The organism is Ruegeria sp. P10 (assembly GCF_056534925.1).
The window spans coordinates 15,193-30,578 of record NZ_JBQERJ010000001.1; the positions used below are offsets into that span (position 1 = coordinate 15,193).

A 15,386-nucleotide genomic window follows, 5' to 3' on the forward strand; every position below is an offset into this window, starting at 1 on the left:
ATTTCACTTTGAGGCGCAGAAAAATCCGCGCCAAAGAATGGGCCAACATAGGCGTAGGCGACCAGCCCAATGAATACCAGGCAAAGAACATATATCAGGAATTTGATCAGTCGGCCCATGGCCCCACGCTGCCTCAATTTTTGATTTTGGCCAAGTTATAACTGGCATTTTTTCCAAGATCACGTCATTCACGTTTAAATGAGCGAAATTAAGCATAACACACATTCGACAGACACACAGGGTGGTTTTGATCTGCACAAAACCGTGGTTCTGGTGGGTATGATGGGGGCTGGCAAGACTGCGGTGGGGCGCGCGTTGGCCGCACGTCTGGGTGTTCCGTTTCTGGACAGCGATGCCGAGATCGAATCAGCCGCCAACATGACCATTCCTGAAATCTTTGAGCGTGACGGCGAACCTTTCTTTCGCACCAAGGAAGCGCAGGTCATCGGGCGCTTGCTGGATGAACAAAAAGGTATTCTTTCAACGGGTGGGGGGGCGTTTCTCCAGCCGGAAAATCGTCGCATCATCGCCGAAAAGGGTGCTGCCGTCTGGCTGCGCGCGGATCTGAATGTTCTGTGGAACCGTGTGCGCCACAAAGACACCCGTCCTTTGCTCCGCACGGCAGATCCTTATGCGACGCTGAAATCCCTCTATGAGGCTCGCGTGCCGGTTTATGCTCAGGCCGATCTGACAGTGGATTCGGATGGCGAGACCTCGATCGAAAATATGGTTGGCCGCGTTGTCGACGCTCTGTTGGCGCGCCCTGATGTTTTGGAACTCAAATAAATGCACCAAACAGTACATATGGACCTGGGTGACCGATCCTATGATGTTGAAATCGGTCCGGATCTTCTGACGCGGGCAGGGGGCTGGATATCACCACTTCTGGCCCGGCCAAAAGTCGCGGTTCTGACGGATGAAAACGTGGCCGGTCTGCATCTTGAGGCGCTGCGCGCCGGGCTGAATGCCGCGGGGATCGAGATGACCGCACTGGCGCTGCCCGCCGGAGAGGCAACCAAAAGCTGGCCGTATTTCGAGCGCGCCGTCGAGTGGCTGCTTGCAGAAAAAGTCGAACGCCGGGATGTCGTCGTAGCCTTGGGGGGCGGCGTCATCGGAGATCTGGCAGGCTTTGCAGCAGCGGTTTTGCGGCGCGGTGTTCGCTTTGTGCAGATTCCAACGTCATTGCTGGCGCAAGTGGACAGTTCGGTCGGTGGAAAGACCGGGATCAACGCACCACAGGGCAAAAACCTGATCGGCGCGTTTCATCAACCCTCGCTGGTTCTGGCGGATACCTCTGTTCTGGGGACCATGACCCAAAGAGACTTCTTGTCGGGCTATGGCGAGGTCGTGAAATACGGATTGCTTGGTGATGCAAAGTTCTTTGATTGGCTTGAGGCGCACGGGCCAAGCGTTTCCTCGGGTGACATGGCGGCCCGTGTGCATGCGGTGACGCGCTCGGTGCAAATGAAGGCCGACATCGTCGCGCGGGATGAAACCGAACAAGGTGACAGGGCTCTTCTCAATCTGGGTCACACGTTCTGCCACGCCCTGGAAGCTGCAACAGGGTATTCTGACCGCCTTCTGCATGGCGAAGGTGTGGCAATTGGCTGCGCGCTGGCGTTTGAGTTGTCGTCTCGGCTGGGTTTGTGTTCGCAAGAGGACCCAAGCCGGGTGCGCGCGCATTTGCGTGCGATGGGGATGAAGACGGATCTGGCCGATATTCCGGGCGAATTGCCAAGCGCCGAGGCGCTGGTGGATCTTATGGGACAGGACAAGAAAGTCGTGGATGGCCAGCTTCGGTTTATTCTGGCGCGTGGGATCGGAGAGGCGTTCGTGACCTCAGATGTGCCGAAAGATGCGGTTCTTTCGGTCCTGTCGGATGCGCTTGCCACGGCTTGACCTAAAAGCCTAGCGCCCCTGAATGACCATCAATTCACCGATGTTCTCGCGCGTGATGTAACCCATCATGCGACCACCCCGAGTGACCACAGCGATGGCCGGAGCGCCGTTGTGCAAGTGCTCCAGAACGGTCTCGAGCCCGGTGATAAGCGAAACTGCGGGGACCGCCGCGTCCATGATCGACGTGGCGGGCGCAGATCTGGGTTGGTCACTTGCCAGCGCAGCGAACAGCCGTTCACGCGTGACGAATCCCAGCAGGGCCTGGCTTGAGTCCAATACAGGGAATTCGTGTTGAGTGGTGTGGATCACGGCTTGCGCCGCGGTACTCAGCGTATCTTCGGGGGAAAGCGCGTGAAATTCCGTGATCATCGCGTCCCGCGCCAGAACCCGGCGCGCTGCGGATCGCAGGGCGACTTCCTGGCTTTCGGCGTTGGCGGCGATGAACACGAACACGGCGATGAGCACCAGAAACGGGTTGCCTGAACTCAGCCCCAAAAACCCCAGACCCACCGCAACGATCTGACCTCCGACAGCAGCCACGCGTGTTGCTTTGACGCGATCCATGCGCAGGCACAGAAGGGCGCGGAAAACGCGCCCTCCGTCCATGGGGAAGGCCGGGATCATGTTGAATACGGCCAGCAGCAGGTTGATGTAGGCCAGCCTGTTCAGAAACCCGATACCCGGTGAATCGATCTGGGAAAGCGTCTCGATCGGCACTCCTGCTCCGAAGGCGACCAGTATGACCCAGATCACGATGTTCACCGCCGGTCCTGCAAGTGCCACAAGCACTTCTTGCATCGGTTTTTCCGGCATCCTTTCAAGACGGGCCAACCCGCCGATCGGCAACAATGTTATGTCTGGGGTCTTGATTCCAAAGCGCCGCGCCATGAGGGCATGACCGAATTCATGCGCGACCACACAGGCAAACAAGGCCAGAACAAACAACAGGTTGTCTATGGCGGCCGGCAGGCCACCGGCAGAATAGGCCGCAAAGCCCACCCAGGTCAGAAGCAGGAAAAACGTGACATGGACCCTCAGTTCGGAACCGAGCAATCGGCCGAGAGAAAAGGACCATGTCATGTCGTGTCTCCGAATTTCCTAGAACGGAATCTCGTCGTCGTCGATGCCACCCGATGCCGGTGCCGGGGAACTGGACGGACCGCCGTAAGGGTCTCCGTACCCGCTGCCACCGGCCTGGCCGCCGCCGTAACCACCGCCGCCGCCGCCGCCTTCGCCGCGGCTGTCGAGCAAGGTCAATTCACCGCGGTAGGGGCGCAGAACAACCTCGGTTGTATAACGGTCTTGCCCCGACTGATCCTGCCATTTTCGGGTTTCCAGCTGGCCTTCGATATAAACCTTGCTGCCTTTGCGCAGATATTGCTCAGCAATACGGGCCAGCGGTTCCGAGAAGATGGCGACCGAGTGCCATTCCGTGCGTTCGCGGCGTTCGCCCGTGTTGCGGTCTTTCCAGGTCTCTGACGTGGCAATGCGTAGATTGCAAACCTTTCCGCCGTTCTGGAACGACCGGACCTCGGGGTCGCGGCCAAGATTTCCGACCAGAATGACCTTGTTGACTGAACCCGCCATGTAATTCCTCGTTCTGTTTTCGCGTATGTGCGCCGAATCTGGCGCGACTTGTTTCGTGAGACCCTATACGGCCTGCATCATGGATGAAAACAGTAGATACAACAGTGTTGGGCAAGAGTCTTACTTTGGTCTTTACCAAGCTTTCATTTTTTGTGGGAATACCTATAATCCGACTGGTTTCTTATCGAGCAGGATAGGCATTGATGCGTTCTTGGGTTGCTGGGTTTTCTGTTGTCTGCCTTGTGCTGGCCGTTTTGCCTGTGCAGGCGCAAACTCTGTCTACCAAAAGCCGCAAGGATATCTTCCTCAAGCAGTCGAAGATTCTGGATTCCCGTGCGGCGACGCAGTATCGCGACTCCGCGCGGTTGAAACCCAAGACATCCCGTACGCATACCGGCAAGCGATATACTGGCAAGTATCGCGGCCAGTATCTGGATCTGGCGAAACAGGCTGCCCGCCTTCACAACATTCCCGAAGACTTGTTCCTGCGCCTTGTTCAGCAGGAAAGCGGATGGAACCCGCACGCGAAGTCTCACAAGGGTGCTCTGGGATTGGCGCAATTGATGCCTCAGACCGCCGAGCTTTTGGGGGTCAACCCGCATGACCCCAAGCAGAATCTCGAAGGTGGGGCCAGATACCTGTCCTGGCAGTATCGCAAGTTCAAATCCTGGCCACTGGCTTTGGCCGCCTACAATGCTGGCCCAAAAGCGGTGGAAAAGCATGGCGGCATACCGCCATACAAGGAAACCCAGAACTACGTGAAGGTTATCTGGGGCGGTTAAACCCGATGCCGCGGCGCAGAACGTCCGGTTCTTGATCCGACGCAACCAGTCCAACTAACCTGAAAGGGTATCGTCCAGCAACTGGTGAGGTCGCCTGATGCCTGTTGACCACCCTGAGATCCCGCAAGAAACGCTGGTTAACTGGCAGCAACTGGTTGATCTGGTCGCGGAATTGGCGGATGTGCCCGCAAGCCTGATCATGAAAACCGACGCACCGGATCACGCGGTGCTGATCACCTCGGATCATCCCGAAAACCCGTATCCGGTTGGTTTGAGTTTCCAGTTGAATCCCAAACTTTATTGTCAGGGCGTATTGCAACGGGACGGAGAACTGGTGGTTGAGGATGCAGCCTGCGATCCGGATTGGGCCGACAATGACGATCTGGAACATGGAATGACATTTTACATCGGCCTGCCGCTGAAATGGCCCGATGGATCGGTGTTCGGAACGATTTGTGTTCTGGATCGAAAGCAGAACCGGCGTGCCTTGTTGTTCCGCGAAGGGTTGGCGCAGTTCGCACGCATGGTCGAGTCGGATTTGGCTTTGTTGCAAGAGGTTTACCTGCGCCGCGCGCTGGAAGAGAAACTCAACGAAACACTGGCGCAGCTTGAAACCCGTGTCGCGGATCGTACCCGTGAATTGCAGGAAACCAACACGGCGCTGCGCGTCCTGCTGTCCAGTCTGGATGACGAACGCAAAAACCGCGATCACGAAATTGTCGAACAGGTGCGCGGCCGAGTTCTGCCCTATCTGGAAAAGGTTCGAACGCAGCTTTCCGGGGACGAAGCGCAGTATGTCTATCTTGAGTTGGCCGAGAAGAACCTGAACGAGATCACGTCTTCATTGTCGGACAAACTGACGGATGCGTTTGCAGCAATGACCCCGACGGAGATCGAGATTGCGCAGATGGTCATGTTTGGAAAAACAACCAAGGACATCGCCAAGGCCCTGTCCCGAGAAACATCGACAATCGATTTTCACCGCAACAACATCCGCCGCAAGCTGGGCCTTGAAGGGCGCAGCAAGAACCTGCGCAGTCATTTGCTCTCGATTTCGTGAACACGGAATATGGGGTTTTCCCCCATATTCCGCCCCCATTTTTTCGGTCTGAGCCAAGATGCCTTGGCTTGTTACCTTTGATTGGGACGTGTGGAAAACCTGCATATGTCCAACAGAGAGGTACGCAAAAATGGATCGCAAAGATCTGAAACCAACCATCCTGAACGGGGACAAGGATCATTTGGCGCCGGGGCTGTCTCGCCGGTCGTTCTTTATGGCGGCGGGGGCTGCCGGTGTCGGTGCGACTACTTCCGTACTGGGCGCGAGACCGGCTCAGGCGCAGTCTCAGGCGTGGCTACAGCCGGGCAACAACAACCACGTGATAGATCTGCAAGGCGCAACGGGTCAGGCCAGCACCGGGACGGTTGGCATCGACTATTATGGTCATTGTGCGATCAAGATCACCTCGCCCAATGGCGCAACAGTGCTGTTTGATCCCTGGCGCGATGATCCGTCGGGCGCTTGGGGGCTTTGGTTCCGCAACGAATTCCCGCAAATCTTGGTGGATATCACCCTGTCGACCCATGCCCATTTTGATCACGATGCGATTGAACGCCCAAGTTCGACCATGGTGCTGGATCGCATGGTGGGCAAGTTCGAGTTTGCAGACATCAAGATCACCGGTTTTGCCGACAAGCACGCCTGTGTCGCGCCCGGATGGTATGACTGGACCAATGCGCTGGCCGAGTTCGGTGTGGAAGCCTGCCCGCCGAACAACGTGGGCCACATGGATATGGTCGTCTATCTGGTCGAGACCGGCGGCATTCGAACGCTGATCTGGGGCGACAACCGCCACAACCCGCCACAGGAGTTCTGGGACGCGATCGGTCGGGTGGATGTTCTGACGCTGCCGGTTGATGGCTCGGAACATATCCTCAGCTTCGATCAGGGCAACGACATCGTATCCAAGCTCCAGCCCAAGGTGATCATCCCCACTCATTACCTGAATGAGGTCACATCCTACACGCTGACCACTCTGCAATCTGCCGACGACTGGGTGAAAGCTCAGCAGAGCTACAAGATGCTCGACAGTGCCAGCCTTCTGCTTGAAGCCGGTGGCATTGCAGGAATGAACCAGGAATTCATGCATTTCGGCAACAACGTCATGACCGGCTGACGAATTACCGGGGTCGCCACTCACGCCACTCCCAAGCGCCGCCTGTCTCCCCACGAACCGCGGCGCCAATAGAAAGGGCCGGTTCCTGACCGGCCCTTTCTCAAGGTTCAGAAACGGGTTTACTCCGCCGCGACTTTGATCACCGGCTCCATCCGGGCCAGAATATCTTCGGCCAGGTGGCATTTGATCTGGTGGCCATCCGCCAGCGTCTGCACCGGCGGCACGTGGGATTCGCACCGACCGTCAGGCACCTCGGATTTCCATCGGCAACGCGTCTGGAACGGACAGCCTGGTGGCGGGTTCATGGCCGAGGGAATATCGCCTTCCAGAACGATATGCTGCTTTTCGATCGAGGTATCCGCAATCGGAACCGCGCTCAGCAGCGCCTCGGTATAGGGGTGATAGGGCGGGGCAAAGACCTGATCCGTGGTGCCCAATTCCACAACATGGCCCAGATACATCACCATGACCCGGTCACTGAGGTAACGCACGATGGACAGATCGTGGCTGATGAACAGCAGCGTGGTCTTGTGCTTTCGCTGTATCTCCATCAACAGATCCGTCACGGCAGCCTGAACCGACACATCCAGCGCCGAGACGGGTTCGTCCGCCACAACGATACGTGCATCGCCGGCAAAGGCGCGCGCGATACCCACGCGCTGTTTCTGACCACCGGACAGCTGTCGCGGCATCCTGTCTGCAAAGGCGCGCGGCAGCTTCACCAGATCAAGCAACTCCAGCATCCGCTTCTTGCGCTCGGCTTCAGAGTTTCCGACACCAAAGATTTCAAGCGCCCGGATGATCTGACGGCCAACGGTCATCGACGGATTCAGCGTGTCGAACGGGTTCTGGAAAACCATCTGAACTTCGCCGATCGTCTTGGCATCGCGTTCTTCGATGGGCACCTGTTCGATGTTGCGGTTGTCCAGCAGGATCTGCCCGTCTGTGGCCGTCTCCAATCCCATAAGCACCTTGGCGAAGGTGGACTTGCCGCAGCCGGATTCCCCCACGATGGCCAGTGTCTCGGATTCGTGCGCCTCGAAGCTGAGCGTTTCGTTGGCCTTCACAACCTTCTTCTCACCGCCGCCAAACAAGGCATTTGCCGCAACCTCGTAATATTTCTTGAGGTTGTCCATTTTCAGAACCGTTCGGCCAATCTCACCCTTTTCTTTCTGATCGGCCAGCGCAAGTGGGGCGTTCCAGTCGATTTCCTGGAATTTAAGGCAGCGGGTGTGGTGCCGGTCATTTCCAGGAACGGCCTCCATCAGGATTTCCTTCGCGTCACAGCGCCCCTCTTCGAAATAGTCGCAGCGCGGTCCGAAGTTGCAACCCGGAGGCCGCTCGTGGGGCAATGGGAAGTTCCCCGGAATAGCCACCAGCGGACGCGTGTTCTTGTCAGCCCCCGGCAGCGGGATCGAACGGAACAGCGCCTGTGTATAAGGGTGCTGCATCTCGTCGAACACATCCTTGATCGAGCCACGCTCGACCGCTTCACCCGAATACATCACGCACAGACGGTCGCAGGTTTCCAGAACCAGCCCGAGATTGTGCGAGATGAACAACATCGAGGTGCCGTATTTCTTGCCCAGATCCTTGACCAGTTCAACCACGGCGGCCTCGACGGTCACGTCCAGAGCCGTTGTCGGCTCGTCCAGGATCAACAGCGCCGGTTTCGACATCAGCGCCATCGCAATCACGATCCGCTGCTGCTGACCACCCGACAGTTGGTGCGGAAACGAATTCAACATCCGCTCGGGGTCTGGCAGGCGAACGTCCGTCACCACTTCCAGCGCACGGGAATAAGCCTCTTCCTGACTTACCCCCTCGTGGATCATCGGCACTTCCATCAATTGTTTGCCGATCTTCATCGCCGGATTCAGCGATGCCATCGGCTCCTGATAGATCATCGCGATTTCATTGCCGCGAATGTCGCGCAGTTCTTCGGCCGACATCTCTGCCAGATCGCGGCCCTTGAACTTTATCGTGCCTCCGACGATGCGACCGTTCTTGCCAAGATCCTGCATAACGCCCAGTGCCACGGTTGATTTGCCACAACCGGATTCACCAACCAGCCCCACGGCTTCACCGGGCTCTACGCTGACCGAGAAATCCATAACGGCGGGGATTTCCCGCAGGCGGGTAAAGAATGAGATGGACAGCTTGTCGATCTCCAGGATCGGGCCGTCATAATCCGCCATTTTGCTCATTTTGCTTACTCCTCACCAAATGCGGGGATCCCCTTCATCTGGCCAAAAATATCCCGGGGGGTCCGGGGGGCTGGCCCCCCGGCCTCGATCACATCAGTCCTTCAGGCTTTCCTCGCGAAGACCGTCAGCCAGCAGGTTCAGACCAAGAACCAGCGACAGCAGTGCAAAGGCAGGAGGAAGGGCAGGGTGCAGGTAGATCGACAGCAGCTTGCGCCCCTCGTTGATCGTGGATCCCCAGTCCGGGCTTTCCGGCGGAAGGCCCAGTCCGAAGAAGCCCAAAGTCCCCAGAAGAATGGTGGTGTAACCGATGCGCAGACAGAAATCGACGATCAGGGGGCCGCGTGCGTTGGGCAGGATTTCCCAAAGCATGATGTACCACGGCCCCTCGCCGCGTGTCTGGGCTGCAGCCACGTAATCTCGGGTTTTGATATCCAGCGCCAGGCCGCGCACGATACGGAAGACCGTGGGCGAGTTGACGAAGACCACCGAGACGAACACCACCAGAATACCGCCGGGGATATCGAACAGGTCCAGATAGGTCGGCAGGCCCCAGATCCGGTAGGCGTCGGTGTTGATGATGTAGCCACCGGTCGAAATCAGCGACAGATACAGCCAGATCGCAACACCCAGAACACCGATCAGCAACGGCGTACGGAAATTCGGGCGCGTGTAATAGCGTGAATTCAGCAATACGCCGATGAACAGGATCGGGAACACGAACAGTACGGCCGCCATGTAGTTCGGCACCCCGGTCGCCACGATCTCCGGTGTCACCAGCAGGTAGAACAGCAGGATCACCGGGAAGGCGAGGATCAGGTTGGCGAGGAAGGACAGGAATGTATCAAAACGGCCCCCATAGTAACCGGCGGGAAGCCCCAGCGTAATGCCGACCATGAAGGCGAACATCGTTGCCAGCGGTGCAATTTGCACCACAACCCAGGCCCCCTTGACCATCCGGCTGAATACGTCACGCGCCAGATTGTCACCGCCCAGAAGATACCAGGCATACTCGCCGTCCTCCAGATTTGGCAGAGGCGTTCCCGGCACTTTGTTCTTCATGCCAGAGATCTGTGTCAGAGGGTCATGGGTCACGATCAGATCAAGCGCGCCGAAGATGCCGGTAAAGACCCAGAACATCACAAGGCCAAAGCCGATCATTCCGATGGGACTGTCATACAGTTTGCCGTACAACCCCAACCGTCGTTTGAAGGCGATGGACATGGCGAACATGATGATCAGCGCGACCCATACAGGCAGGAATTGCTGGGAAATGGCGCCGATGATCCCTGCGCCAGTGCCCATCAGGATGCCCAGCACCAGATAAGCCACGGCCAATCCCACGCTGGCAAGGAAACTGTAGTGCAGCGCAAGCTGGATCAATCCACGGACACCGCCGCCAGAACTGACGGATCCATCCGGGTTCACGACAATCTGCTGTTCAGGCAAAAAGATACTGGCGATGATCCAGACCAGGATCGACAGGAAAAGTGCTGCCAGTGCGATCATCAGCAGTGGGTTCAGGAAGGCGATAGAGCCGGTCCAGGTTAGTGGTTCCATAATCTCACCCTCCTTATGAAATGCGAATGCGCGGGTTGAGGTAAACGTAGCCGATATCCGAGATCAGCTGCGTTATCAGAACCACGAAGACCGACACGACCGAGATCGCCAGCAGAAGCTGGATGTCGTTGTTGCCAGCGGCCTGAACCAGCGCCCAGCCGAAACCCTTGTAGTTGAACAGGGTTTCAACAATCACCACGCCGTTCAGCAGCCATGGGAACTGCAGCATGATAACCGTGAACGGCGCGATCAACGCGTTGCGCAAGGCGTGTTTCATGACGATGTTCGGGAACGAGACACCCTTCAGCCGTGCGGTCCGGATGTATTGCGCCGTCATCACTTCGGTCATCGAAGCGCGGGTCATCCGGGCGATATAGCCCATACCGTACAGCGCAATGGTAAGAACCGGCAGGAAGAAGTTTTCGAATGTCGGGTTCTCCATCGCTTGCGTCGCGGTTCCCTTGAACCATTTCAGCCCCACGGTGGACGAGGTGAAGATCGCGATGAAGATAACGCCCGATACGTATTCCGGTGTCGCTGTCGTGATGATTGAGAAGGTCGACAATGATCGATCCAGGGCTGATCCCTCTCGCATCCCGGCCAGTACACCAACGATCAGTGCAGATGGCACCATCAGGACCAAAACCCAGAACATCAGGTAACCTGTGTTGCCCAAGCGCTTGCCAACGATGGTTCCGACTTCTTCCTTGAAAACGGTTGAGTATCCCCAATCGCCCTGAAGAACACCACAATATCTTGCCGTGTCCTCTGCAGTCGAACCGGGTCTTGTGCAGGTTCCCACGAACTGGCCATCTTCCAGTGTATTCTGGAACCCGGGCATCACGCCCAACCATTGGCCGTATTTAACGAGTGTCGGCTGCAAGTAGCCGCGGTTTTCCAACCAGGCTTCGACCTGCTCATCCGACATACGCTGGTTGCCCTGCGTTTTCGCCAGCTTTTCAAGGTTCGGGTATAGGTTGGTCAGGAAAAAGACGACGAATGTCAGACATAATGCCGTAAGCAGCATCACTCCGAACCGTCGTAGGATGAATAGTCCCATGGTGGCCCCTGTTGTTCAGGTATTCCGCAGATCATTGGACCATTTTCTGGCCTCGGACGTCCGACCCCGCGTCGGCAAGTCTGCGGCTGGAAAGGGGCGCCCGTGTCAGGCGCCCCTCGTGTGTGGATTGCAGTGCTTAGGCAGCCCAGCCCCACTTGTAGTGATGGTGTTCGAAGGTCACATGCATGTCGGTTCCAACAAGACCCTCTTTCATGTGGCGATAGAGCGAGCGCCAATAGGGCTGAATAGTAACCCCATCTTCCTGAAGCAGTGCTTCGCCACGCGCCATGACTTCGCGACGCTTGTCCGCGTCGGCAATGGCCAGCGCCTCTTCCAGAATGGCGTCAAACTCGGGGCTCGCATAGCCGAACTCGTTCCAGGCTTCGCCCGTACGATAAGCAAGCGCCCAAATCTGAACACCCAACGGACGCGGGTTCCAGTTGGTCGAGCTGAACGGGTACTTGGCCCAGTCGTTCCAGAAGGTATTGCCCGGCAGAACGGTCCGCTTGACCTTGATTCCGGCATCGCGCAGCTGCGCGGCAACGGCATCTGTGGTGTTGCGGCGCCAGTCATCGTCGATCGAGATGATCTCGTGCTCGAAATCTCCAAAACCGGCTTCGTCCATCAGCGCCTTGGCTGCCGCGGGATCAACCTTTTGCGGTGGAAGCTCGGCATATTCCGGATGCAACGGTGCTACGTGATGGTTTTCCGCCGGCGCTCCGCGACCGCCATAGCCCAGTTCCAGACAAACAGAATTGTCTACGGCCATCTGAAGGGCCTGCCGGACACGTTTGTCCGCATAAGGCTTTTGCCCGTCGATCTCGGCCAGCTGGTTGGGACGAATAACGATGGTCGCGGCAGTTACCACTTCTGACTTCACATAGCCAAGCCCGTCCATCACGTCGATGAATTCACCCACCGATTCATACAGCATGTCGACTTCGTCGGATTCCAGCGCCGCCAACCAGGCAGAAGGGTCGGTTCCGTAGTCGATGTACTCGATACGGTCCAGAGCAGGGCGGCCGTACACTTCTTCACCCCACCAAGTGTGATCCGGGTTGCGAACCAGAACGGCTTTTACGCCAACCTCAAGTTCGTCCATCAGATAGGGGCCGGTTCCAACATTGTTCAGCAGGTCAGTCTCGCTGAACGAGCTATGAACAATCGCGCCGGGATAGTCGGCCATGCCCGGAATAAGGGTGATATCCGGCTTTGGCAGGTTCAGTTTGACCGTAGTTGCGTCGACGACTTCGATGACACCCTCACCGGCCTGACCGGTATCCGCGTCGATCAGGGTTGCAAAGCGGCCCGCCATCGAGTTCGTTTCCGAGCTCTTGTCGCACCAGCGCGCAATGTTGCGGGCAACGTCGTCAGCCGTGAAATCGTCGCCGTTGTTCCACTTGACGCCCGGACGGACATTCAGAGTGTATTCGGTTGCGTCATCGTTGACTTCCCAGCTTTCCAGCAGCATGCCACGGAACGATCCGTCCGAGTTGTACTCGACCAGATATTCCAGCGTGCCGCGCGTCACGTTTGCGATCTGCGACCAGTCATAGGTTCTGGGATCTTTGAGGGCGCGGACTTCCTGCTGCACACGCAGCGTGCCGCCTTCCTGCTTTGCTGTTTCGGCCAAAGCAGGTGTCGGCAATCCGATCATGCCATAGGCCGCTGCGGCAGTAACCCCAAGACTGGTTGCGCGCGTCATGAATTCCCTTCGGCTTAGCTTGCCGTCGCGGTATTCCTGAGCGTGCATCGCTGCCGCCCAGTGCACCTTGTCTTCGGTGGATACGGTATTCGTCATGGATGTCTCCCTGTGACACTGATTTTGTTGATTGATTATGGCTCTACGCGACCCGGTTTCTTACGGTCGCCAGAGTGAAGGATTTTGTTTCTTGGACTCTGTTCATCCCCATGTCGTTATTCGGCACCAGATTTCTGATAAGGTCAATGTTCGAAATCGTCATAAGTAGTACAAAAACGACATTCGCGATCCGTTGAAGTCGTGAAGACGCATTTCTTCCAGCAGCCCAAAACGATGCCGACTTACCCATTGTTTTCCTGGTTTGTTAAGGGAAACCGCAGTAAATCATTAAGTTCTCGTAAGCTTCGAGAGCTGGCGGGGCATCTTGCTTGTGCAATGTCAGACGTGCCGGGTATCACCTAGTGGGATCGATGTGATTCCAGGCCTTCATTCGGGCGCGAAACCAGGTGCGTTGACGCTTTGCGAATTGACGCGTCGCAATGGTTGCGCGCTCGCGCGCCTGATCCAAAGTCATCGCGCCGTCCAGATATGCCCTGAGTTCCGGCACGCCTATGGCCTTGCAGGACGGAAGGGTGGGATCGAACCGGTCCTGCATGGCACGCACTTCCTCGATCGCGCCCTGTTCCAGCATCTGGTCAAAGCGGCGTTCTATCCTGTTCAGCAGCCATGCTTTATCAACGTCAAAAACGATCGGCAGGGTCTCGTTCAGCCGAAGTACCGGTGGGGGTGTCTCGGCTTGCCACGACAACAGGCTGCGACCTGTGGCGCGCTGCACCTCCCATGCGCGTTGCACGCGGGCACGGTTGTGAATGTCCAGCTTTGCAAGCGTGTCTGCATCGACCCCCTCCAGAAGGTCTACCATGTACATCTGATCGGCCTCGGCCCGAACTTCGGGTGGCGTCGCAGGAATTTGGGCCATGCCTTCGGTCAGGGCCGAGAAATACAATCCGGTCCCACCGACAATGATCGGGCGCTGGTGCCCCGTTAACAGAGGCAGGACCTCTCGCAGCCAATGGCCGGTAGAATAATCCTGATCATAGGCGACGTGCCCGTACAACAGATGCGGCGCGCGGGCTTCTTCCTGGGCGGACGGCCGGGCCGAGATGACGCGCCAGCAGTCATAAACCTGACTCGCATCCGCATTGACGATAACCCCGCCATGCCGTTCGGCGATCTCCAGAGCCAGTGCTGATTTCCCGGACGCCGTGGGCCCCGCGATCAGAACCGGCTTGTCGTCCGGAACAGGCGGCAGTTGCCGAAAAAGCAGGTCTGTCGATCGCCGGGTCATGCGCGGTTGCCTCTATCCTCACCAACCGCATTGAACCTGCGGAGCTTTTGCTTCATTTTGCGCCGGAAATTAACCCCGTGCCAGCCCGGAGCGCAACATGAGCCTTTCCCCTTCTTCTGAAACAGCCGAGACCCCGAAAACAAAGTACAATCGGGTCATGTTGAAAATCTCAGGCGAAGCATTGATGGGGGATCAAGGATTCGGCTTGCACCCACCAACAGTTCAACGCATCGCGCAAGAAGTGAAATCGGTTCACGATCTGGGCGTTGAGATTTGCATGGTCATCGGCGGTGGAAACATTTTTCGCGGCCTGAGCGGTTCAGCCCAGGGCATGGAACGGACAACGGCGGATTATATGGGCATGTTGGCCACGGTGATGAACGCGCTGGGGATGCAATCCGCACTGGAAGAGATCGGAGTGTTCACCCGCGTGATATCGGCCATTCGCATGGACGAGGTGTGCGAACCCTATATCCGCCGCCGGGCTGTTCGACACCTCGAGAAGAAGAGGGTCTGTATCTTCGCCGCCGGTACTGGCAACCCGTATTTCACGACAGACACCGCAGCCACCCTGCGCGCCAACGAAATGGCGTGCGAGGCGATCTTCATGGGCAAGAACGGAGTGGATGGCGTATATGACAAAGACCCAGCGGAACACGCTGACGCCGTACGCTATGATACCGTGACCTATGATGACGTGCTGGCCAAACGGTTGCGGGTCATGGATGCTTCGGCCATCGCGCTGGCACGCGACAACAATCTGCCCCTGATCGTCTTTGGGCTTGATGAGCCCGGCGGCTTCCGCGGAATTCTCGCGGGCGAGGGGACCTATACCAAGGTTCAGGGTTGAAGCCAAAGGAGTCGCCTGACAATTCCGCAAGCTTTCAAAGCCCCGGCATCGAGCCGGGGCTTTTTTGTTTTGCTTTGGCTTGACGGTTGTGAACGGCCCTGTCTAAGTATCGCTGTCCTTCCAAGACGAAGGGCTGCCCCGTGTTTCGTCGGCCAAAGGCCCAAGCACAGGCTGGGCTGGAAGACCTGCCATGATTTCTGAGATGTCCGGAAACATG

Annotated in this window: 13 protein-coding genes; 6 read left to right on the top strand and 7 right to left on the bottom strand. The window is 57.4% G+C overall.

Annotation, left to right across the window (positions count from 1 at the left end):
• The first annotated feature begins 198 nt into the window (after positions 1–198).
• Both ACR0FB_RS00065 and aroB read left to right on the top strand, forming a co-directional pair.
• Positions 199–786: a shikimate kinase gene (locus ACR0FB_RS00065; RefSeq protein ID WP_480619217.1), complete on the top strand. Its 588-nt coding sequence runs from the start codon at positions 199–201 to the stop codon at positions 784–786.
• Entirely contained in the window at positions 787–1,899 is a 1,113-nt protein-coding gene (aroB, locus tag ACR0FB_RS00070) for a 3-dehydroquinate synthase (protein ID WP_171723406.1), read from the top strand.
• A 9-nt stretch (positions 1,900–1,908) separates the two neighbouring features.
• Here the strand turns inward: aroB and ACR0FB_RS00075 are convergent, their stop codons facing one another.
• The gene (locus ACR0FB_RS00075) at positions 1,909–2,979 is read right to left on the bottom strand and encodes a site-2 protease family protein (RefSeq protein ID WP_480619219.1); all 1,071 of its coding nucleotides are present in this window, start codon (positions 2,977–2,979) and stop codon (positions 1,909–1,911) included.
• 18 nt (positions 2,980–2,997) lie between these two features.
• Positions 2,998–3,486 carry a single-stranded DNA-binding protein gene (gene ssb / locus ACR0FB_RS00080; RefSeq protein ID WP_171723404.1) on the bottom strand — a complete coding sequence of 163 codons (489 nt, stop codon included), beginning with the start codon at positions 3,484–3,486 and terminating at the stop codon, positions 2,998–3,000.
• Between the two features lie 203 nt (positions 3,487–3,689).
• Here ssb and ACR0FB_RS00085 point away from each other — a divergent pair, with 203 nt between their 5' ends.
• From ACR0FB_RS00085 to ACR0FB_RS00095, 3 genes are all read left to right on the top strand, one after another.
• Positions 3,690–4,268 (top strand): lytic transglycosylase domain-containing protein, encoded by a 579-nt coding sequence (locus ACR0FB_RS00085; protein ID WP_171632935.1) that lies wholly within the window; start codon positions 3,690–3,692, stop codon positions 4,266–4,268.
• Between the two features lie 97 nt (positions 4,269–4,365).
• Positions 4,366–5,328 carry a LuxR C-terminal-related transcriptional regulator gene (locus ACR0FB_RS00090; protein WP_171632933.1) on the top strand — a complete coding sequence of 321 codons (963 nt, stop codon included), beginning with the start codon at positions 4,366–4,368 and terminating at the stop codon, positions 5,326–5,328.
• Between the two features lie 130 nt (positions 5,329–5,458).
• Complete coding sequence (locus ACR0FB_RS00095) at positions 5,459–6,445, top strand: MBL fold metallo-hydrolase (RefSeq protein WP_480619221.1); 987 nt, start codon at positions 5,459–5,461, stop codon at positions 6,443–6,445.
• A gap of 119 nt (positions 6,446–6,564) precedes the next feature.
• On the opposite strand, the gene ACR0FB_RS00100 is transcribed toward ACR0FB_RS00095, so the two are convergent.
• The 5 genes from ACR0FB_RS00100 to miaA all read right to left on the bottom strand — a co-directional run bounded on the left by ACR0FB_RS00100 (position 6,565) and on the right by miaA (position 14,319).
• Positions 6,565–8,652 carry a dipeptide ABC transporter ATP-binding protein gene (locus tag ACR0FB_RS00100; protein WP_480619223.1) on the bottom strand — a complete coding sequence of 696 codons (2,088 nt, stop codon included), beginning with the start codon at positions 8,650–8,652 and terminating at the stop codon, positions 6,565–6,567.
• Positions 8,653–8,745: 93 nt separating this feature from the next.
• Positions 8,746–10,209: an ABC transporter permease gene (locus tag ACR0FB_RS00105; RefSeq protein WP_171723402.1), complete on the bottom strand. Its 1,464-nt coding sequence runs from the start codon at positions 10,207–10,209 to the stop codon at positions 8,746–8,748.
• Positions 10,210–10,222: 13 nt separating this feature from the next.
• Positions 10,223–11,269: an ABC transporter permease gene (locus ACR0FB_RS00110; RefSeq protein WP_152457770.1), complete on the bottom strand. Its 1,047-nt coding sequence runs from the start codon at positions 11,267–11,269 to the stop codon at positions 10,223–10,225.
• A gap of 136 nt (positions 11,270–11,405) precedes the next feature.
• Entirely contained in the window at positions 11,406–13,070 is a 1,665-nt protein-coding gene (locus ACR0FB_RS00115; protein WP_171723401.1) for an ABC transporter substrate-binding protein, read from the bottom strand.
• Positions 13,071–13,425: 355 nt separating this feature from the next.
• Positions 13,426–14,319, bottom strand: a complete 894-nt coding sequence (miaA, locus tag ACR0FB_RS00120; protein ID WP_480619225.1) for a tRNA (adenosine(37)-N6)-dimethylallyltransferase MiaA — start codon at positions 14,317–14,319, stop codon at positions 13,426–13,428.
• A gap of 97 nt (positions 14,320–14,416) precedes the next feature.
• Between miaA and pyrH the strand changes: the two genes are divergently transcribed.
• The gene (gene pyrH / locus ACR0FB_RS00125; RefSeq protein ID WP_152457773.1) at positions 14,417–15,169 is read left to right on the top strand and encodes a UMP kinase; all 753 of its coding nucleotides are present in this window, start codon (positions 14,417–14,419) and stop codon (positions 15,167–15,169) included.
• Positions 15,170–15,386 lie beyond the last annotated feature (217 nt).